The 241-nt window shown below is 70.1% G+C and carries 1 protein-coding gene; it reads right to left on the bottom strand.

Annotated elements, in window-relative coordinates; all coding sequences use genetic code 11:
* Positions 1 to 234 (bottom strand): AMP-binding protein (locus FFK22_RS42590; RefSeq protein ID WP_373683786.1); only part of this gene is annotated, 234 nt, incomplete at its 3' end.
* Between the last annotated feature and the right edge of the window lie 7 nt (positions 235 to 241).

The raw sequence follows: 241 nt of genomic DNA, 5'->3' as shown, positions 1-241 counted from the left end.
TCGGCCCTGGTACTCCAGCTCTCCATCCGGCCGCCAACGCGCCACGTCCCCCGTCCGGTACATCCGCTCCCCCGGACCCCCGAACGGACAGGCCACGAACCGCTCCGACGTCAGCCCGGCACGACCCAGATACCCCCGCGCCAGACCCGCACCCGCGATGTACAGCTCTCCCGACACACCCACCGGAACCGGACGCAGGCTCCCGTCCAGCACATAGACCCGCGTGTTCCAGATCGGTCGA

Origin of the sequence: Mycobacterium sp. KBS0706, assembly GCF_005938675.2 — a bacterium.
Classification (GTDB): Bacteria; Pseudomonadota; Alphaproteobacteria; order DSM-16000; family Inquilinaceae; genus Inquilinus.
The sequence above is the reverse complement of the archived record's forward strand: the minus strand, read 5'-3'. Positions and strand labels throughout refer to the sequence as shown.